General features: G+C 69.1%; 16 protein-coding genes and 1 pseudogene. 3 read left to right on the plus strand and 14 right to left on the minus strand.

Annotation, left to right across the window (positions count from 1 at the left end; genetic code table 11):
* Positions 1 to 19 precede the first annotated feature (19 nt).
* The 3 genes from PH203_RS43355 to PH203_RS43365 form a co-directional block, all read right to left on the minus strand.
* Positions 20 to 685 (minus strand): class I SAM-dependent methyltransferase, encoded by a 666-nt coding sequence (locus tag PH203_RS43355; RefSeq protein WP_289927721.1) that lies wholly within the window; start codon positions 683 to 685, stop codon positions 20 to 22.
* 243 nt (positions 686 to 928) lie between these two features.
* Positions 929 to 1,705, minus strand: a complete 777-nt coding sequence (locus PH203_RS43360) for a class I SAM-dependent methyltransferase (protein ID WP_289927773.1) — start codon at positions 1,703 to 1,705, stop codon at positions 929 to 931.
* 5 nt (positions 1,706 to 1,710) lie between these two features.
* On the minus strand, positions 1,711 to 2,880 hold the full coding sequence (locus PH203_RS43365; protein ID WP_289927723.1) for a cytochrome P450: 1,170 nt from the start codon (positions 2,878 to 2,880) through the stop codon (positions 1,711 to 1,713).
* A gap of 84 nt (positions 2,881 to 2,964) precedes the next feature.
* Here PH203_RS43365 and PH203_RS43370 point away from each other — a divergent pair, with 84 nt between their 5' ends.
* Positions 2,965 to 3,561 (plus strand): TetR/AcrR family transcriptional regulator, encoded by a 597-nt coding sequence (locus PH203_RS43370; RefSeq protein WP_289927724.1) that lies wholly within the window; start codon positions 2,965 to 2,967, stop codon positions 3,559 to 3,561.
* 444 nt (positions 3,562 to 4,005) lie between these two features.
* Here the strand turns inward: PH203_RS43370 and PH203_RS43375 are convergent, their stop codons facing one another.
* A complete protein-coding gene (locus PH203_RS43375; protein WP_289927725.1) occupies positions 4,006 to 6,489 on the minus strand; it encodes a tetratricopeptide repeat protein in 2,484 nt (827 codons plus the stop codon).
* A gap of 248 nt (positions 6,490 to 6,737) precedes the next feature.
* On the opposite strand from PH203_RS43375, the gene PH203_RS43380 reads away from it, so the two are divergent.
* Together PH203_RS43380 and PH203_RS43385 are read left to right on the plus strand one after the other, a co-directional pair.
* On the plus strand, positions 6,738 to 7,214 hold the full coding sequence (locus tag PH203_RS43380; RefSeq protein WP_289927727.1) for a hypothetical protein: 477 nt from the start codon (positions 6,738 to 6,740) through the stop codon (positions 7,212 to 7,214).
* Positions 7,215 to 7,422: 208 nt separating this feature from the next.
* A pseudogene (locus tag PH203_RS43385) lies at positions 7,423 to 8,036 on the plus strand (transposase family protein); the annotation flags it as partial.
* Positions 8,037 to 8,110: 74 nt separating this feature from the next.
* Here the strand turns inward: PH203_RS43385 and PH203_RS43390 are convergent.
* The 10 genes from PH203_RS43390 to PH203_RS43435 are packed head-to-tail and all read right to left on the minus strand — an operon-like array spanning position 8,111 to position 17,919.
* The gene (locus PH203_RS43390) at positions 8,111 to 11,593 is read right to left on the minus strand and encodes a LysM peptidoglycan-binding domain-containing protein (protein WP_289927728.1); all 3,483 of its coding nucleotides are present in this window, start codon (positions 11,591 to 11,593) and stop codon (positions 8,111 to 8,113) included.
* Positions 11,593 to 12,042 (minus strand): pilus assembly protein TadG-related protein, encoded by a 450-nt coding sequence (locus PH203_RS43395; RefSeq protein ID WP_289927730.1) that lies wholly within the window; start codon positions 12,040 to 12,042, stop codon positions 11,593 to 11,595. Before PH203_RS43395 ends, PH203_RS43390 begins: the two co-directional genes overlap by 1 nt.
* Positions 12,042 to 12,440, minus strand: coding sequence for a TadE/TadG family type IV pilus assembly protein (locus PH203_RS43400; protein WP_289927732.1), 399 nt, complete (start codon positions 12,438 to 12,440; stop codon positions 12,042 to 12,044). The genes PH203_RS43395 and PH203_RS43400 overlap by 1 nt, the downstream gene beginning before the upstream one ends.
* A 59-nt stretch (positions 12,441 to 12,499) precedes the next feature.
* The gene (locus PH203_RS43405) at positions 12,500 to 12,928 is read right to left on the minus strand and encodes a pilus assembly protein (RefSeq protein WP_289927733.1); all 429 of its coding nucleotides are present in this window, start codon (positions 12,926 to 12,928) and stop codon (positions 12,500 to 12,502) included.
* Positions 12,928 to 13,143, minus strand: coding sequence for a hypothetical protein (locus PH203_RS43410; RefSeq protein WP_289927734.1), 216 nt, complete (start codon positions 13,141 to 13,143; stop codon positions 12,928 to 12,930). Before PH203_RS43410 ends, PH203_RS43405 begins: the two co-directional genes overlap by 1 nt.
* 50 nt (positions 13,144 to 13,193) lie before the next feature.
* Positions 13,194 to 14,078: a type II secretion system F family protein gene (locus tag PH203_RS43415; RefSeq protein ID WP_289927735.1), complete on the minus strand. Its 885-nt coding sequence runs from the start codon at positions 14,076 to 14,078 to the stop codon at positions 13,194 to 13,196.
* Complete coding sequence (locus PH203_RS43420) at positions 14,075 to 15,019, minus strand: type II secretion system F family protein (protein ID WP_289927736.1); 945 nt, start codon at positions 15,017 to 15,019, stop codon at positions 14,075 to 14,077. Before PH203_RS43420 ends, PH203_RS43415 begins: the two co-directional genes overlap by 4 nt.
* Positions 15,016 to 16,524 (minus strand): CpaF/VirB11 family protein, encoded by a 1,509-nt coding sequence (locus tag PH203_RS43425; protein ID WP_289927738.1) that lies wholly within the window; start codon positions 16,522 to 16,524, stop codon positions 15,016 to 15,018. The genes PH203_RS43420 and PH203_RS43425 overlap by 4 nt, the downstream gene beginning before the upstream one ends.
* On the minus strand, positions 16,514 to 17,329 hold the full coding sequence (locus tag PH203_RS43430) for a hypothetical protein (RefSeq protein WP_289927739.1): 816 nt from the start codon (positions 17,327 to 17,329) through the stop codon (positions 16,514 to 16,516). Before PH203_RS43430 ends, PH203_RS43425 begins: the two co-directional genes overlap by 11 nt.
* A complete protein-coding gene (locus PH203_RS43435; RefSeq protein WP_289927742.1) occupies positions 17,329 to 17,919 on the minus strand; it encodes an SAF domain-containing protein in 591 nt (196 codons plus the stop codon). Before PH203_RS43435 ends, PH203_RS43430 begins: the two co-directional genes overlap by 1 nt.
* Positions 17,920 to 17,957 lie beyond the last annotated feature (38 nt).

Genomic DNA, 17,957 nt, shown 5'->3' on the forward strand with positions numbered 1-17,957 from the left:
GACCCGCACCGCCAAAGGGTCAGCGGGGCAGGGTCTGGGTGACGCGCCACAGACGACGTGGCAGATCGCCCTCCTCGAAGGCGTGGACCTCGTCGAGGTTCCAGCCGTCGGCGAGGGCGTCGACCAGGTCGCGGTCGAAGAAGTGCACGGCGAAGCCGCCGTGTTCGTAGATGTCGTCGCCGTGGCCGGTGCCCTGACCGAAGTGGGCGTCGCCGGTGTGGCGCACGGTGTAGACGAAGGTGCCGCCGGGCCGCAGGACGCGGCGGATCTCGCCCACCAGGGCATGGATCTCCTTGGTGGACAGGGCCATGCACAGCAGCATGTGCGCGAAGACCGCGTCCACGCAGGCGTCCGGCAGGGGCAGCGGCTCGCGCACGTCGTGCAGGGCGGTGGTGACACGGTCGTCGACGCCGTGGGCCTCGGCGGTGCCGCGCAGCTGCTCCAGGCCGACGGCGCTGAAGTCGGCGGCCCGGACGCTGAAGCCCTCGCGGGCCAAGTACACCGCGTCCCGGCCGTGACCGGCCCCCAGCTCCAACACGTCCTGCGCGCCGACCGTACAGAACACGCCGGCCGCGTGGACGGCCGCAGCCGAGGGCTGCTCGCCGTACATGCCCGGGTGGGCGGTATAGGTGTGCTGCCAGTGGCGCCGCTGCGCGTTTGCCAGTTCCTGCTCCTCGTCGGCCACGTCTGTTCGCTCCCTTGCATGTTCCGGCCGGTCCGGCCGCGACAGCCCAGCCTAGATCGGCCGCCAAGGCGGCGATCCCGCGGACCGGCGGGCCCGGGACTCGGGGGCGCTACAGCCCACCAGCCGTGTCACCACGACCGCACGCCGGTCCGAGGGATCGCCCTGCACTGCCGCCGACCTGGCCGGAGTCTCACTCGCCGGCTGCGTCCCTTAAAGACCGAGTCCTCCGCAGATCGTGTTGCTTCACAGCCGAGCTGCGGCTTCAGCCTGTGCCGCATTCGTGCAGCTCATTGTGTCGATTTCCCCGATGTCGGCACGTGACGAAGCGCACGCTCCAGCGAACGGTCCGGTGCCCTCGGTCAGGACAACAAACTCGATCCAGCCGCCTACTGCGGCTTTGAGCTTCGAGACGCTGTTCCCCGCATATGGAAGGAGACAGGGGTCCGCGTCTGGGGGAAGAGGAAGCGGTCGAGGTGTTCGATGGCGAATCCTGCCCGTGTGATGGCCTGTTGAGTGTCGCGGCCGGGTGTGACAGCCGCCGTCGAGGACCGGCCATACGGTGGCGTCCAGCAGACGCTGGACCCGGACGAGGCCGGGCGTATCGGCACGGACGTGTTCCAGGAAACGCAGTTGTCCACCTGGCCTGAGTACGCGGAGGGCTTCGCCGAGGGCCACGTCGGGATCGGGGACCGTGCACAGCACGAACGCGAACACCGCGGCGTCGAAGCTCTCGCCGGGCACGGCAAGCTCCTCGGCGCTGCCGGCGACCACCTCGATCGAGACGGGCGCCTGGCGCGCGGTGGCTTCCGCGAGGCGCCGCAGGCGTGGTTCGGGCTCGACGGCCAGTACGCGGGTGACGGTGGGCGGGTAGTGGAGGAAGTTCGCACCGTCCCCGGCACCGATCACGACCACCTCGCCGGTGAGTCCGGCGAGGAGGGTGCGGCGGTGTTCGGCCATCCCCGCTTGTTCCATGGCCTTGCTCATGCGGGGATACAGCCGGGAGAAGACAGGGCGGCTCATCTTGATCACCAGACCACGGGGAGTTCAACGAGGCCGCCCGTCAGTACGTCACCACGCACCGCCAGTTCCTCGACCGGTACGGCGAGCCGCATCGCCGGGAGGCCCCGGACCAGCTGCGCGAGGGCGACCTGCAGCTCGATGCGGGCCAGAGGCGCGCCGATGCAGTAGCGCGCGCCGTGTCCGAAGGTGAGATGGGAGGCGGCTCGGCGGGTGGCGTCGAAGCGGTCGGGGTCGGGGAAGACAGCGGGGTCGTGGTTGGCGGCGCCGTTGTCCAGCATCACGAGATCCCCAGCTCGGATGGTGACACCGCAGATGTCGAAGTCGCCGCGGGCGTAGCGGGGTATGCCCCCGCCGCCTTTGCCCGGGGCTCGCAGGATTTCCTCGACAGCATCCGGAATCCGGTCGGGAGATTCCGCCAGGGCCTGCCACTGGTCCGGATTCGAGAGCAGCAGCAATGCCCCGAGGCCGATCTGGACGACGGTGGTCTCGTGGCCGGCGAACAGCAGGGCCATCGCCAGCATGGCGACCTCGTCGTCGCCGACGCCGTCGGTCGCGCAGAGTCGTGAGATCACGTCGTCGGCGGGCTCGCGGCGCTTGCGGGCAACCAATTCCTTTCCGTACGTGAACAGTTCACCCAGACCCTGCTCCGAGCGGGGCCGGTCGAGTACGTCGGCGGCGGCCTGTGTCCAGGTGCGGAACCGAGCTCGGTCGTCGTACGGGACACCGAGCAGTTCACAGATGACGAGGATCGGCAGCGGGAGCGCGAGAGCGGCGTTGAGATCGGCCGGCTGATCCTGGCGCGCGAGTTCGTCGAGAAGTTCCGCGGTCAGGGCCACCACGCGAGGACGGAAGGCACGCATGAGCCCGGGTGTGAAGTGGGGTTGGAGCAACGAACGCATGCGAACGTGGTCGGCCTTCTCGGTCGCGTAGTTGCCCAGCGGCCCACCGAAGAGGGCCGACTCGTTGGAGCGGGCGGCGGCGCTCGGGCAGGGGTGGGAGCGGCCGAGCCGGGGGTCGTCGAGCAGTCGGCGCACCTCGTGGTATCCGGTGACGAGCCAGGCGTCGTCGCCGACGCGCGTGCGGATCTTGTGGACGGCTCCCTGCGTCTGCAGCTCGCGCAGCAGCGGCGGGACCTGAAGGGGACCGGTCTGTTCGAAGGGCAGCTGGGCGGTCACGGCAGCTCCTGATACGCAAATTTGTATACTCAGACTTAAACGAACATACTTGTATACTCGCACGTAAACAAGAGGAGGTTTTGGGTGGCAGAGCGAACGGGCTCCGGTGGTGTTGAGCCGGTGAAGCGGATGCGGCGGGCCGAGCGACGCGAGCAGATCCTCGATGCCGCCACTCGGGCGTTCGCACGCGCCGGCTTCGTCGGCACGGGTCTTGATGACGTCGCCGCCGAGGCGGGCATCACCCGGGTGATGCTCTACCGGCACTTCGAGTCCAAGGCCGACATGTACCGAGCGGTCCTGGATCGAGCCTGCGTCCGTCTGGCGGAAAACGTGGGCAGCGACAACTTCGACGAGAACTCGGTTCCCGCCCTGGTCCGTGCTGCGGCGGCCGACCCCGACGCCTTCCGGCTGCTGTTCCATCAGGCCGCCCGGGAGCCAGAATTCCGCGACCTCATCGACAGCCTCACCGCAGCTTCGAGCGAAGTCGCTCAGCGCAACCTCGCCGCGCTCCTGCCCGCCGGACCCTGGCTCGACTGGGCGGCGCGCGTGATTCCCGTCTTCACCATCGAGGCCGTCATCGGCTGGCTGGACGCCGGACAGCCGGACCCAGATGCCGCAGCGGACCGGATCAGCGACGCCATCCACGGCGTCATCGAGGCCGCACGCCCGGCCGACAACTGAACCTTGCTTCCCAAAGCCGCAGCCGCATGACTGCCCGGTTGACGTCACCCGGCGCGCGTCGGCCAGTTCCCAGACCTGGAGTCGTTCTTGGCAACCTGGAGGCGGATAGCGGAACTGAACCCTCCGAGGAGTCCGGGGACAGCGCAAAAGGGCCAAGATCGCGAGACAGAAGTTCCGTGTCCCTCGAATGAGACGGCCAGGAAAGCCCAGGTCGTCACGGCGGAACAAGACATTCCAATTGCGGACCTACGGCGGCTGTAGGTTCGCGTTTCCGATGTCCCTATCTCATTGACAGTGGCCTTTGTCCGGCCCAAGGGACAGTGCGGTGAGACGAACTGAGCGGAGGCGTAGGCGTTTCCCTGCGTTCGCCGCTGTAGAGACGACCGCGCAGCGAAGGCTGCTCGGTGAGTCACGGCTGTTCGTGGGACAGGCGCGCCCCTGATCTCAGGCCAACAGGCCAGGGGCGGGTGGCACGGCCTCCCAGCGCTCCGCCGGCAATCCGTCCGGTTCCCACCCGTACCGTTCGAGCTTCTCCGCATCTGCAGCTCGGCCCGTCCCGCGCAGCACTTGAACCATCATGGGGAGCGCTACCCGGTTCCCGGTCACCGCACAGGTCGGCAGCCAGGCCAGGACCTCTTCGGTTCGGCCGGCTTCAGTCAAGAGGCGGACCGCGTCCGCCACTGCATGTGTGTCGCCGACCTCAGCGCGTGCCTGGACACAAAGGATGGCTTCGTTCGCTCGCCCCGTGTCCTCCAGTAGCTTCGTAGCGAGGCGGGCTATTCTCGTCCGACTGAACTCGCCAAGGAACTTCCACCAGCGGACGGCTTCTTCACCACGGCCTGCCATCCACAGGGCCGTAGAGACATAGAGAATATCCAGTTCAGAGTCACCGGTATCGAAGCGTGCACCGTTATACCCCGAGCGCCTAAGGCATTCCTCCGCCTCGTCGGCGCCTGCCGCAAGTTCGGTTACCTGAATGATGCAATTGATGTCTTCGGACCATATGTATGCATTAATGCGCCTAATGATTGATTCGTGCAGATCGACGTCTTGTGGCTGCCGAGGTTGCGGCCTCTCAGCGCTATTCGCTGCAGACGATGATTCCCCTCTTGTTTCGATGCCATCGGCTCCCGTGGCGGATCCGGTAGAATCGAACTCGGCGGAGCGTGAAGACCATTCTATACGGAGCTGCAAGCTGTCGAGCATGACATCCAGACGGTTGTCGGCCACGCAGGTTCGATGGGTATGCAACCAGCTGATGGCCGCTTCGGCGCAGCCCGCCTCCGCCAGGATTCCGGACGCCTCCTGGGCACTGCCCTCAACGTCGTCGATCTCGTGGCGGCTGCCACCTTCGTAGTGCAACCACCAGGACATGGCGTCACCTACCCGACCCATCTTCGCGAGCAACGCGAGTGCCCTCATATGGGGACGTTCATAGTAATTGCCGGGCCAGTGCTGCTCAGAGCAGTGCTGCCACCACGCAAGCGCCTCCTCGAGCCGCCCCTTCTTTTCCAGTAAGTTTCCCGCCTTTTCGCCGGCGACGCTACTTTCCGTCGAGTTGGCGCATTTCTTCCACCAGTCGATGGCCTCGTCGGTCCGGTTCGTTTCCTCCAGCATCCAGGCTATGTAGGAGGAACTATGAACGCTGCCCATGTCGAACGCGCACCGATACCATTCGATCGCTTCGTCGATGCGGCCTGCGTCTCGCAACAGCCTGGCTTCTTCTTCGAACATCCCATGGATAATGCCAACCTCTCCGATTTCCATCAAATAGGCACTGCTCTCAATCGCGCGCGTATAAAGACATGTGGCGATCCTCAGAAGGCCACGGTCGCGGGCTTCCCTGGCAAGAAAGAAGAAGCGGGCGGCAGGCTTGGGATGACTACTGATCAGTCTGATCAGTGCATCCCACAGGGCCGCGGGAACGCGAACACCACGGCGGGCCTTGCCCGCATACTGTTCAAGATGGTCCGCCAGGTCGTACGAAGGCTGCTCCAGAGCGGGAGCGCCGCGACGGGAGCGGACGAGCGTCAGGGGTCCTGGGACCCCACGTACGCGGCGCAGCGCGTAGCGCAGCGCTTTTTCGGCCCAGTCGTCGGGCAGCTGATTCCACTGCCTGTCGGTCAAGTACCCCTGGGCTGCCGCCGTCAGCAAGGTGTGCGGCAGGTCAATGCCGCTGAGTAGACGGCGGGCGTCCATCGCCGCCTCGATGAGCGCCCTGGCGCCCGGATCGGCACTCCGGTAGCGGTCCATCAGAGCCGGAGCGCCAGCCAGGAACTGGATGACCTGCCTGTCCTCTGCATCGCGCGCCGCCTGGGCCAACCGTGGGTCGGTTCGGGTCAGTTCCTGCAGCCTGACCATCTCCTCATCGGAGAAGGCAGGGGGTACGTGCGTAGACACAGCGATGTCAGTGAGGAGGGTACGGCTTTCCCGATATGGGTCTGCCCCAACGCCCTCGGGCTCGGTGGTGAGGACGGACCACGATTCCGTCCAGAGCGTGGCTAGCACAAGCACGGGCCCTCGGCGGGTTTCGGCCAGTAGCTCGTGCAGCTGACCGGCGATCGTCTCCCCCGACACGCTTGGCCCCCCGATCACCGGCTCGGCAAAAAAGTAGCGTTCTGCCTGGTTGAGCCAGACCACGGTGCGCGGTTCGACTTCGGGAAGTCCAGACGCGGCGGCCACTACTGGAGTGGGGACGATCGGATGCCAGACCCCCCACTCCGCGGGCAGTCCTTGGACTGCCTCCCACAAAGCTCGTGTCTTACCAGTCGAGGAGTCCCCGATCAGAACCACCATCGAGCTGGTCCCCGCCCGGGCGCCCTCGATTGCTCGTCCCAGCAGCCGGTCGTGGGGCCGCCGGACGTAATGTGGAAGCGGCGGCAGATCGCGCTCTTCCGGAACCTCCAGCGTCCGGTGGACTTCCAGCATGAACGGGTCAAGATCACTGACCGGACGAGTATGAACACGGACGCCTCTACCGGACGCCCCTTCCCTCTGCGTGGCCACGGCGGGGTCCCCCTTTCCGCATCCCTGGCGCCAGTGTGCCAGTTGGTTGACGCCGAGGAGACCGACTCCCTGTCGAGTTCGCTGACCCCTTCGGCCCCTGCCCCAGTCGGCACTCGCAGGACACACTGGGGCAGGAATCGGCCCGCTCCAGGACGAGGTGGACGATCACCGTGAACGAACTAATGACCGCGGTGCTGGCTGTCGTCTCGGCGTTGGGCGGCAGCGCAATCACCGGATATTTCACCGTCCGCGGCGCCCAGCGCCAGGCCGACGCCGCCTGGGCCTCAGCTCAGCGGCTGGCCGACGCCCAACTGGAGGTGGCACGCGAGACGTTGGGCGACCAGGTCGCCGCAGCACGGCGCCACGTCCGCCGCAGCGCCTACGTCGCCTTCCTTGGCAGAGTCGACCAGGCGCGCCAGGCAACCGTCGCCTGGTCGGAGGCTCCTGCCTCGACCGCCCTGAGCCAGGCCCGCGACAGGGCCCTGAGTGCAGTCGACGAGCCGTTGAACGTTGTTCGCCTCGAAGGCCCTATCGATGTCGCATCGGCCGCGGAAACGGTGACCGCTGCACTGGCCACCGCCCCACACCACTTCCCGCAGGCCCACGCCGAATTCCTTGTGCTGGCCCAGGCCGCCCTGCGCTCCTGAGGGCCATGGCCCACCACACTCACCGCCGCCGAGGGCACTTGCGCTCGTTGAGGTCCCCTGGTAGCGAGGCCATGCCATCATCCGCGAAGATCTGGCCGAGATTCCGCTCAGCCGTAGGAGGCCAAGATCGTGAGACACGATGCAGTGGCCCGGAGATGAGACATAGCGAGAACCGGCAGGTCACCACAACGGAGCGGGACATTCGGAATGCGGTCCTACAGCCCAGCTGGCAGCCGGTTTCGGCATCGGCATTGCCACGGTCTACCGGTACGTGGCTGAGGCGGTGGAGATCCTGGCCGCCCTCCCACCGGACCTCACCGCCGCGCCATCCGAGCAGCGTCACGCAAAGCGTTCGTGATCCTCGACGGCACGCTCCTGCCGATCGACCGGATCGCCGCAGACCGGCCGTACTACTCCGGAAAGCATCGAAAGCACGGAATGAACGTCCAGGTCATCGCGGATCCATTCGGGCGTCTGCTGTGGGCCTCGCCTGCATTGCCCGGCGGGGTCCACGACATCCGCGCCGTGCGCACCCACGGCATCATCGACGCCCTGGCCAACGCCGACATCCGCTGCTGGGCCGACAAGGGCTACCAAGGCGCTGGCGGAACCGTGCGGGTTCCGTACCGAGGCCGCACGGAGAAGCTGTCCATAGGTTAGCGAGCGGTCAACGTCTCCCACGCCAAAATCCGCGCGCTCGGCGAGCAGGCCATAGCAACCCTGAAGACCTGGCGCCTCCTGCGCAAACTGCGTTGCGGCACGACCCGCATCTCCGCCTTCGTCCAGGCAGTCACCACTCTTCACCTCAGCGCCTCAAACTGAGGTTGGAAACAGCTCACAGTCAGGATGACCCAGCCAACCAGCCGACGCCACAAGCCAGTTGACCCCATCAACGACTACGAAAATCTTGGAAGACCCGCAGATCGTACAGACCTTCGCAGTTCCCTAGCGGTGCCGTGGAGGAGCTCGTTGATCAGTTGTTCTGTCTCGGTTTCCAGTGAGCAGTCCAGTGTGTGGTTGACCTGTTGGATCCGGGTGATGGCGGTGTGCAGGCCGGAGCGGTTTCCGGCGGCGTGTTCGATGCGCATCCAGTCGCGGTAGAGGAGTTCGGCGGTGTTGTCGGCTTCGAGGCCGGTCGTGATGGCTTGTCGGGCGGCGCTGAGGTCGTGGTGCGGGCCGGGCGAGGTGCGATGGGTGGCCACGGTGTGGGCGACGTCGATGATCCTTGTGATCATTTCCTGCTGGAGGGGCCCTGCCCAGGGCATCGGCCTCGAGCCGAACGGCCGTCCCCGCACCAGCGCCAGGGCGCTCTCCAGATCCGGGAGACCAGTCGGCCCTTGCGGTAGCGCATGCTCGACGAACTGGAGGAAGCGGGTCCAGTCGCAGCGCACGGCGGGGGAGAGGTGGTAGGGGTCGTCGCCGGTACGACGGCGCGGGACGTAGGCGTTGCCGGCGGGGTCGTTGCCCAGGGCACTGCGCAGGCCGCGTAGCCGGGCGTTGAGGGTGCTCGCGCTCCACGGGTTGACGGGGTCCATGTCGGAGCACAGTGTGTCGGCGGAGCGGCCTGGCCGGAAGTACAGCAGTGCGGCCAGCTGCCCGATGCGGGGACCGTGCCCGGAGGCGGCGACGCCGTCCACCTCGACCGGGCCCAGGACGCGGATTTCCGGCGCGTGCAGGTCATGCGCCGCGGGCGCCTCTGCCGCAGGTGCCTCGCCGCTGCTGTCGTCAAAGTGCTCGTGGCCGTCGCCCGTCACCGGCTTGTCACCGACGGGAGGCCTCGCTGCCGCCGGAGGAGGTGCCGTAGCGGCGGGTCCTGGCTGGTGGCCATGGTCTGGAGCTGATGCGGCGGGGAGCAGACGGAGCCCGGACGGATCGGTGCTGGCGGCGACCAGTGCCGCAAAGGCTTGACCGGTGGCGCCGGAGTCCGGCGCGGTCTGCGGCACCGGGATGTCGTCCGGGCCGGGTGCGGGCGCGCTGGCCTCATCCGCAGCGGGCTGTTGGGGCCGCACCGGCCCAGGCATCGGATCGGGTTCGTCCGGGACGTCCTGCCAGGGTCCTTCGGCTGGGTGGGCGGGCTGCCCGGAGACCGCGAGGGCGGTGGTGATTTGCAGGTAGGCGGCGTGTTCCAGGCGTTGCATGGTGATGTCGGTGCCGGCGTGGTCAAGGTGTTGCGGGGTGCTGAGCGAGGCGTTGAGGATCTCCGCGCCGGGGAAGTGCGCGGCGGCCGAAGACGCAGGGGCGATCAGGGTGACGGGGACCGTGCCCGCTTTGTCGATGACCTCGGCGAACTGCCAGGCGGTGTCCGCGTCCAGCACCGACGCGCACAGCAGCAGATAGGGCGGCTGCCGGGTGTCGGGTATCTGGTGGGCTTCCAGGAGCCGTTCGCTCAGATCCCGCAGCGCGTGCGCGGGCTGGCGCATGTGGGCGATCCGCGTGGTGGGCAGCAGGTGCGGCAGATCTTCTCCGAACCCGATGGTGACAACCTCGACGTCACTGGCCCATGGGCTCATCCCGATCTCCAGGGCGAGCGAGGTGCACACCTCTGTGATGTGGACCGCGCTGCCGTCCAGCAGCAGCGCGGGCATCGCCGCGAGGTTGAGCAGCAGCAGCTCGCCCGCGTCGGTGCTGCCGATGGTGACCAGCCCCGGATACGGAGCCGGCACCTCGCGGGCGGCCTCCTCGTCCAGGAGGACGGCGCCGTCGGGCAAGGTCCACCAGCCGGCTGTTCCGGCGGTGAACGGGGCCAGGGGTTCCAAGGTGAGGTCTTCGGGCAGCACTTCGAGGGCACGGGCGCCGATCCGCGCGGCCCGCAACGCCGGCAGCCCGGCTCCGTCGTCGTACACCTGGCGGGCCAGGGTCCGCAGGGCGAGGTCCAGGCGGACGGCTCCGCCTGGCTCGGCGGCTGTCGCCAACTGTGCCTCCGCGGTGGACGTTTCCGGTCCGATGGCGATCTTCTCGCCGGGTGTGCGGCGACGGCGCTGCAGTGTTCTGCGCAGGGCGAGCGCCCCGGTGACGGCGGCCGCCAGCAGTGCTCCGGCACCCAGCACGACGCGCAGGTTCAGCGTGCCGTCCGTCGGGGCCGACTCCGGCGCCGCCGGGGAGGAGGTATTCGGGGCGGATGCCTCGGGTGAGGGAGTGGCTGTGGCAGGGGCACCGGTGTTGTTCGGTGGGGGATTGGCGGAGTCGGTCTCGGGTGGGGCACCCTGCTGCTCTTGTTCGTGCCCTGGCTGCGGAGTGGGGCGGCTGGACGGCGTGGGGGAGGCAGAGGGATCCGGTGCCGGGGTGGTGGATGAGCTCGGGGGCTGCGCCTCCTCCTTCTCCTTCTCGTTGCCGGGCTGGTGGTTGTCGGGAGTGGGGGCGGCCGGGGGAGCGGGTTGTTGGGTTTTCTGTTCGTCCTCGCCGTTGTGGCCGCTGGCCGGCGGTGCGTCCGAGTTGGTGGGGGAGCCGGGCACGATGACGTGCTGGCCCGGGTAGATGGTGTCCGGATCGGTGATGGGCGGTAGCCCGGCCGGCTGTGGCCGGTCCTTGCTGGCTGCGTAGATCTCCGGCCACCGGTTGCCGTCGCCGAGCTCCTCTGCGGCGATCTTGGAGAGGTAGTCGCCCTGCTCCACGACGTGCTGGTGGGTGCTCGCTTCGGCCGCAGGCGCATGGTCGAACTGTGTGCGGGCGCCTTCCGCTGAGGCGTTGCCGGCGGGCATGGTCAGCTGCCAGCCGGGCTGCAGGAAGGCGTTGGAGCGGAAGATGTGGCCGTCGGTCATGGTGCGGCCCTCGTTGAGGGCGGCGATCTGACGCCACTGTTCGCCGTCGCCCAGTTCCCGCTCGGCGATGCTCCACAGGCTCTCCGCCGGCCGTGTTTCGCGCACGGTGTAGGTCGGGGCTGGAGTGTTGGCGGCAGCCGCGGACGCTGTCTCGGTCGTGGTGGCGTTCATAGCGGGTGCCTGGGCAGGTACACGGGCCGCGGTCGCGGACGGTGCGGCCGCTGCGTCGGAGGCCAGGGCCGAACTGGTGGGCAGCAGCACCAGGACGCTGCCGATCAGCAGGGCCGCGGCCCGCTGGGAGCTGCTCATCCCGCGCGGTGCGTGCCAGGTCCGGCCGCGCAGTTGCGCGATCAGTTCACGTGCGGTGCAGTACGCGAACTGCGTCCACCCCATCCAGCCCACTGCGACGAGTAGCAGCAGGAAGGCCGAGCCGGTGTCCTGCTGGTCGAGCAGGTGCGCGAGGTCGTCGTGGCCGGACTCCCACAGCACGGGGGTGACCCAGGCCAGCAGCAGCGGCAGCCCCACGATGGCGCCGGCCAGGACGAGCAGGCTCAGTACGGCCGTGGTCAACCGCGTGAACGTGCGCCTGGACTTGGTGGCGGGGGAGGAGGGGGTGCGCATCAGGTTCCTTCGGGGGCGTTGACGCCGTACAGGAGGGTGGCCTTGCCGTGGCCGGTCACTGCGAGCGAGCCGATCCCGGCGACCGAGAGGAACTTGGTGTCGTAGGCGTCGGTGACCGTGACGGTGAGCGTGGTGCCGTCGCCGGACACGCTGACGGTGCCGGTGGCGCCGACGGAGCCGAGGTAGGCGCGGGCGGCGGCTGCCGCGTCCTGCGGGCCCACGACGATGGCCTCGCCTGTGATCGCCTGCGCGGGATCGATCGCCTGCCCGCCTGCGCGGGCCGCCTCGCCGGCGATGAAGTCCGCACGTTCGACCGCGCGCATCCGGCTGCCGCCGTCGACGGCGAGGCCGATGATGCCGAGCAGTGCGACGACGCAGACCGCGACGAACACGGTGACACCGCCCCGGTCGTCGAATCCGGCCTGCAAGCCACGCCGTTGGAAGATCATCAGTCCTCCCGCTGCCGGTACTGGTCCACCACCGACGTGGCGGTCGAGGTGAGCGTGCGAGTCCCCGGCATGGGCAGCAGCAGGTCCGACAGCGAGACCGTGCAGGTCACAGTCACCGTGACGGTTCCCACCTGGCCGACCGGAACCGCCAGCCCTCCGGCATTGACGGCGACGCTCGTGGAGGCGCACGTGATGCCCTGGTCGGTGAGGGTTTCGGTGGCGGCGGCGTGCGCGGCGTCCTGGGCGGCGGCGACGGTGCGGTGGATGGACGCCTCCCGAGCGGCGTCCTCGGCCGCAGCGTCGATCTTCGAACCGGACGTGACGAGCCGGCCGCCCGCGATCGCCAGACACAAGAACATGATCAGCAGCGGGACGACGAGGGCGGCCTCGATGGCCACGCTCCCCTCATCCCGCAAAGCCGCGGGCCGTGCCCGACCAGCCGTGCAACGCACCGTGTTCACCCCCCTGGAACCGTCCACCGCTCCACCGCACCGGATGCCGACTGGCTGACCCGCAGACCGCCGACCCCGGGGATCATCGACTGAGCGGTGCCCGAGACCTCGATCCGTACCCGCTCGCCGGTGCTGCCGGCGGCGGACACCGCGTAGCCGAGCAGGCTGTCGCCCGCCGCCCGGCCCAGGACCTCCTGCGCCTTGGCAGTGCCGTCGGCGGGGGAGGCCTGGTAGGCGCGCGCTGCGCTGAGGCCTTCCCGGGCGGCGGTCAGCGCGATGGAGCGGGCGTAGTACCACATGGAGGCCTGGATGACGGCGATCGTGGCCAGCAGGACGAACGGGTAGACGATCGCCATCTGGAGAGAGGCATCCCCGCGGTCATCGCGCCATCGTCGCCCGTGCCACCAGGCGTGGAGCCGGTCGCCGCGGGGCATCAGATGCCGTTGAGGTTGGTGTTGTACTTGGCGATCACGATCGCGATGGTCCCGGCGATGAGCAGGGCGCCGGTGACGGCGGCCACCCAGATGATCACGGTGGTGATGCTGATGTCGCCCCGGTCCGGCCGCCGCTGCAACTCGGCCAGGCCCTGCTCCAGACGCTCCGTCAGCGACCGGACGGCAACGTAGGTACGGGCTGCAAGGTGCTTCATCGGGGATGCTCCTCCAAGCAAGTCGATTGCGTCGGATCAGATGTCAGAGGTCAGACCGTGAGCATGCGGATCACTGCGGGGAACGCCATCAGCAGCATGACCAGCACGGCGAGAAGAGCACCGGGGGCGGTCATCTTCTCGCTGGCGGCGTTCGCCTCGGCGGCCTGCGCGGTGAGCAGTTCGGTGTTCAACGCGGCGGTGCGGGCCCGCAGGGCCTTGTAGACGGCGGCGCCGTCGGTGGCCGAGCCGCGCATGATGTCGGCGACATCACCAAGGCCCGGCAGGTCGTAGGTGTCGGCGAGTTCAGACAGTGCCTGGTACGGCGGGACCTTCTCGAGTCGAGCGCGGCGCAGTGCGCCCTGCAGATAGACGAAGGGCCAGCCGTGGCCGACCGCGGCCGCCTTCTCCAGGGCCTCGGTGGGGCCGGCGTCCGCGGCCCGCTTCAAGGCGACCAGGTCGAGGTAGGCGGACAGGGCGTGCGCGAACTCCTCCCGCGCTCGCCTGGCCTGGTCGCGGACGGCAAGGTCGGGGGTGATGAACAGCAGCCCGGCGATGAGGAGTCCGAAGGCTGCCGGGACGTAGAACGGCAGCGAGACGCCCGCGATGATCCACGGAATCGTCACCAGCACCGGGCACAGCAGCCCCATCCCGGCGAGCGCTGTCTTCTTCAGCATGAATGTGCCCGGCCCCTGCCCGAGCAGGGCGAGGTTCTTGGCCGGCACCCGCACGCCGGGCAGCCGCTCCAGGCGTACCAGCAGCCAGCGGCCCCACACCTCGTCCCGGTCGAGCTCCGCCTCCGGCATGCTCAACGTGCCGGGCGCGCTGCGCGCCAGGGCGGCCGCCAACGCGGGCTGCGGCCGCAGCAGTTCCCGCACAAACAGCGCCATGCCACCGCCGATGAGGCCGCCGGTGACGACGACGGGCAAGAGGTTCACGACCGGGCTCCTTCCGGCGCACGCCCGGCCGCGGCCGACTCGGTGCTCGAGGCGGGCAGGCGGACGGTGCTGCGTGCATCAGCGATCAGGAAGCGGGGGGTGCGGCGGAAGGTGCCCAGTTGCCGCATCATCGCCAGCACGCCGACGAACCCCGCAGTCAGGAAGCCGAGCACCAGCTGACCGAGGAGTGTTGAGTAGGGCCTGGTGTAGGACGGCACGAAGAACCCGGCGACGATCACCCCCAGGGTGATGAAGGTCATCCACCGCACCGTGGTGCGCGGCTTGGCCCGGTCCGCCTCGATCGAGCGCTTGCGTCCGACTTCCTCGCGGACCGTGCCCGCCAGATCCTCCAATGCCTGGGCCAAGCCCGGACCGCGGTCGTTGACCGACAACAGCAGCGCCGCGGTCACCTTGTCCGCGGTGACGTCGTCGAGTTCGCCGGCGAAGGCGCGCAGCGCGTCCTCGGGCCGCCAGCCGCGGCGCAGCCGCTCGGACAGGCTTGCGATCTGCGGCGCGAGGGCATCCGGTGCCCCCTTCCGGCTGCTGATCATCGCCTGCTCCAGGCCCATGCCCAGCCGGAGCAGGCCGGCCAGCCGCTGGGTCCACTCGCTCAGGGCCTCCAGCTGGCCGATGCGTTCCTGCGCGATCTGCGACGGCGTGATCAGCCACGGCACGCCCACCACGGCCGCGCCCAGCAGCACGCCGGCCACGAAGTTCTCGGAGACCAGCCACACGCCGCCGAACACCACCAGTGCGCAGGCAGTCAGGGTGCGCCGGCGCAGCCGTACCTCCTCGGCCCTGTTCTGGCCCGAGCGCAGCGCCTGCCAGCGCCGGCGCAGGGGCGCCCGGCGCGGCGTGGTGGTGCCGACCAGACCGGCGATGACGCCGATCAGCCCGCCGACCAGGGCCATCCCGCACAGCAGGGCAAGCAACAAGGTCACCGGCCGGCCCCCACCTTCAGCGGCAGCGGCGCCTGCCAGGCCCCGTAGGGGTGCTGCAGCAGGCTCGAGTCGAAGCCGACCCGGCGCAGGTCATCGACGCATTCCGGGTCCATCCGCGGCACCGCCCGCAGTTCACCGAACTCCGCGCCGGGGGAGAAGACTTCGTTCATGGCCGGACGGCCGGACTCGCCGATCCCGGTCAGCTCCAGGACGTGGGAGACGTAGCGGTGCCGGCGGCCGCCGATCCGGGTCTCGTCGGTCATGTCGACGAACACGATGAAGTCCAGCCCGTTCGCGGTCTGCCGGTAGGCGAGCTGCTCGGACAGGTTGCCCTGCGCCAGCGCATACAGTTCGGCGATTCGGTCGACGATGACGTCGGGGCGCCGCGCGTGGATCGTGCACAGGTTGCCGCCCGCCCCATTGGTCAGCGCCTGCATCATCGCGACGATCTCGGGGCCGCGGACCTCGCCGACCACGATCCGCTCCAGCGACATCCGCAGCGCGGGGTGCATCAGATCCAGCAGCGTGACCTCGCCGGCGCCGCGGCCGGTGGCGTCCTTCTCGCCATTGGACTCCCGACCGACCAGGGAGACGACCTGGCGGTGGTAGCCGTTGTCGTGGGCGAACAGCTCGTCCTCGGTCTGGATGGTGGCAAACCGGCACTGCGGGTCGAACTCGCGGAGCATCGCCCGCAGCAGGGTCGTCTTCCCGGCCTTCTGCTTCCCCGCGATCATGATGTTCTTCTCGGCGCGGACACAGGCGCCGAGGAACTCGCGCAGGATCACATCGATGGTGCCCAGGCGGACCAGCTCGTCCAGGTCGGCGTGCGAGACCCGGTGACGGCGGATGACCGCATAGGTCGTCGGCCCCAGCCCGGTGATGGCCTGCAGCCGGGAGCCGTCCTGCAGGGACAGCGCCAGGGTGGGGTTCGCGGTGGAGATGGTGCGCTCGCTGTGCCCGGACTCCCGAGCCAACTCCCGCAGCAGCTCCAGCAGTTCCTCTTCGGAATCCGCGATGGCACCGACCCTGCGGCGCTCGCCATCGCCGTAGTCCAGCCACACCTCATGCGGGCCCTGGATGATGATGTCCTCGACCCGCTCGTCATCCAGATACGGCTGCAGGCGTCCGGCCCGGTACAGCAGGTCGTAGACGGCGCGCCGCAGCGCGTCGTCCTCCTCCGCCGTGGTACTCACCCCGCGCTCGACACCCTGGGCATCCGCCCACAGCGCCACGGCCTCATTGATCCAGTTCAGGCACTGCTGTTCCTCGGTGGCCCGATCCACATCCGGGCTCTTCTTGAGCAACTCCTCGCGCTGGCGCGCGACCTGCCCAGCGACGTGCCGGGCCACCCGGTAATCGACCATCACCTGCGGGACGCCAGCGCCGAGATGACCCGCGCTCGCCGCCGACCCGACAGGGGCGCCTTCGGCCTGGCGCGGCCACCCCGCAGCGTGGCGCGGATCCGGCGTCACCACGGGATTGTTGTGCAGCGGCCTACCGCGCATGCGGCACCTCCCCGCCCGCACCCGGGGCGAGGCGAGCCCGCTGCACGGCTGCGCGCTGCACCAGCAAGGCGGCGCCGGTACGGGCCGCCTTCATCAGTGCCGACTTGGCGAACCGGCGCGGCTGCTCGGCCCCGTCAGAGAGCACCTTCGCGTCCTGCGGCACATACGGCAGGGTCGTCACCACCGGGGCCTGCAGCACCCGCTGCACCTCCCCGGCCGGATAGGGGCCGTCGTCGATGACGATCAGGCCGACGCCGCCGACGCGCTCCTCCAGCGCGCTCACCCGCGCCTGAGCCGCCTGGAGGCAGCGCAGCGTGTTCCGCACCACCACCAGCGTGGTGTCGGCCTGCTCGGCCAGCACCCCCGAGGGCCCGAACGCCCCACTGCGCCCGAGGTCGACCAGCACATCGTGCCCGTGCTCGGCGTCGATCCCACGGAACATCACCGCCAGCGCCTTCCACACCGGCCCCAGACTCGCCGCCTGCGCCGGATCGGTGATGCCGGGCAGCAGCATCCGGTTACGAGGCGACTCCTTGGCGCCGTCTTCACTGCTCAAGTCGATCAACTGCCGCCAGAACGCTTCCCCGAACTCGCCCTTGCGGGCGGCCACCGAGAGGTTCCGCAGCCCGTAGCGGTCGCCGAGCGTGCCCTGCAGCAGGCCATGCAGCACCGCGCCGCCGTCCGGGTCGCACTCGGCCAGGATCATCTTCCGGCCCGGCTCCAGAGGCCAGTTCAGCAGCAGGGCCAGCGCACTGGTGGTCACCCCCGGCGCGCCGCTGCAGCCGGCCAGTGCGATCACACTCATCAGCTGCCGTCCGGAGCGTCGAGCACCAAACGCAGGGTGCCGGCCGCCACCCACGCCGCGACGGTCGGGCCATCCGCGGCGGCAGTGGCCACGTCTACCACCACGACTCCGGTCCCGGGCGCCGCCTGGGAAGCCTTCACCACCCGGCCCGCGATCGACTTCGATGCCGCATCGCTCTCCGAGTCCGAGGCCGTTGTTCCCTGGACCGGGACACGGACCAGCTGGACCTTCTGGCCCGGCACCAGCGCGGTGGCCGGGACCTGCTCCGGCTTCAACCCGATCGGGACCAACTGCTCCCCGGCCTTGACCAGAGAATCCTTCGTCACCTGCGCCGGGGACAACAGCGAGCCGGGCTTGAGCTCGACCGCAGCCCGCTTGCCCACCACCGAGTCCAGATCCTCGGCCTCGACCGCCCTCACGGCCGGATCTAATGCGACGGAAGCCCTGCCCAGATCCTGCTCGGTGAGCACCTGACCGACCTGCACGTCACGGACCACGGTCACCACATCGGTGCGGTGCGCGACCTGTAACAGCAGGACCGCAACCCCCGTGCCACCGGCGGCGATCAGCGCGAGCGACAAGGCGATCATGCCTGGGCGGCGCCTGCGCGCCGACACTCGCGGCGGCG

Origin of the sequence: Streptomyces sp. S.PB5 (assembly GCF_030403745.1) — a bacterium.
GTDB lineage: Bacteria > Actinomycetota > Actinomycetes > Streptomycetales > Streptomycetaceae > Streptomyces.

Bases quoted from the DNA above. Each gene is read 5' to 3' on its own strand.
- PH203_RS43360 (WP_289927773.1), bottom strand. From the start codon at position 1,705: ATGAGCCGCCCTGTCTTCTCCCGGCTGTATCCCCGCATGAGCAAGGCC.
- PH203_RS43375 (WP_289927725.1), bottom strand. From the start codon at position 6,489: ATGCTGGAAGTCCACCGGACGCTGGAGGTTCCGGAAGAGCGCGATCTG.
- PH203_RS43390 (WP_289927728.1), bottom strand. From the start codon at position 11,593: ATGCGCACCCCCTCCTCCCCCGCCACCAAGTCCAGGCGCACGTTCACG.
- PH203_RS43395 (WP_289927730.1), bottom strand. From the start codon at position 12,042: ATGATCTTCCAACGGCGTGGCTTGCAGGCCGGATTCGACGACCGGGGC.
- PH203_RS43405 (WP_289927733.1), bottom strand. From the start codon at position 12,928: ATGCCCCGCGGCGACCGGCTCCACGCCTGGTGGCACGGGCGACGATGG.
- PH203_RS43410 (WP_289927734.1), bottom strand. From the start codon at position 13,143: ATGAAGCACCTTGCAGCCCGTACCTACGTTGCCGTCCGGTCGCTGACG.
- PH203_RS43425 (WP_289927738.1), bottom strand. From the start codon at position 16,524: ATGCGCGGTAGGCCGCTGCACAACAATCCCGTGGTGACGCCGGATCCG.
- PH203_RS43430 (WP_289927739.1), bottom strand. From the start codon at position 17,329: ATGAGTGTGATCGCACTGGCCGGCTGCAGCGGCGCGCCGGGGGTGACC.
- PH203_RS43435 (WP_289927742.1), bottom strand. From the start codon at position 17,919: ATGATCGCCTTGTCGCTCGCGCTGATCGCCGCCGGTGGCACGGGGGTT.